General features: G+C 33.9%; 1 protein-coding gene. It reads left to right on the top strand.

Going from position 1 to position 1,099, the window contains the following annotated elements; translation table 11 throughout:
- A partial coding sequence (locus Cyrtocomes_RS06035) for a bifunctional UDP-sugar hydrolase/5'-nucleotidase (protein WP_322498286.1) occupies positions 1-397 on the top strand: 397 nt, incomplete at its 5' end.
- Positions 398-1,099: the final 702 nt, after the last annotated feature.

The following is a 1,099-nucleotide window of genomic DNA, read 5'->3' on the forward strand; positions in this document are numbered from 1 at the left end:
GGAAACAACCTTTTATCCATCTAAATACCATATTTATCGCCTCCAATATAATATTGCATCTTTTCCATTATTTGGCAAAACCTTTGTTAACAGTGCCTATAAAACAATCAAAGAACTTATACCGTTTGATAATACATTGGTTTTTGTGGAAATTTCTGGTGCTGATTTACGCAAGGCAATGCATCACACTCGCAATATGCCCAATGATAGGAAGGGGGGTGATTTTTATACAATGATTCATAAAATTAAATTAGATAAATCCTATAGAGTTGCAATTAGCAGCTTTATGTATCCACGTGGTGATTGGTATGATTTTACTGGTGCAAAGAGCGTTTTTGATACTGGTATATTATTATCTGATTTGATGTCTGAATTTGTTAGTAAATACGGTATCTAAATCGTTATAAAAAGTCTTTTTGAAGAAAAGATTATTTGCTTGCATGATTGTTTTATGTGCTTGGCCTGGATTCGTCTTTTTTCTGAATCAAGATAATAAGGCGGTCTTTATGGAAAGCAGCATTATCAATTATGCTGTTTTCTATGATATCATAAAGAGTATATTCTACACGCTAAATTAAGCCAATTGCAACTAAGATTCTAGCCTCCTTGCAGGGATGATGAGCAAACCATTCAATTACCACTTTTTCTAACCACAACCTGGATTACTAATTATCAGTAGATAGCAAGCAATCTGGGTGTTGCACTAGCCGTTTAGGTTGAGAAGTTGCTACTACCCAGCATCTCAAAACAATTGAGATGGATAATACCGCTTTCCACAAGGGAAAAATATGCAAAAATTGATAAACAATGCTGGCTACTTTATCTACACTCTCCTGATCTAAATCCCATTGAGAAAAAATGGGCTCAAGCCAAGCATATTCGTATATCCATTAACTGCTCCTTAGATAATTATTCACCTCTTTTTAGTATGACATTTTATAACGGTTTAGAGCTATATTTAGAAGGATGTAAGAAGTATAGAAAGAATGGAAGGAACACCTTAGGCACTGTTAACAAAGGTTTTGCCAAATAATGGAAAAGATGCAATATTATATTGGAGGCGATAAATATGGTATTTAGATGGATAAAAGGTTGTTTC

The organism is Candidatus Cyrtobacter comes (assembly GCF_034470605.1).
GTDB classification, from domain to species: domain Bacteria; phylum Pseudomonadota; class Alphaproteobacteria; order Rickettsiales; family Midichloriaceae; genus Cyrtobacter; species Cyrtobacter comes.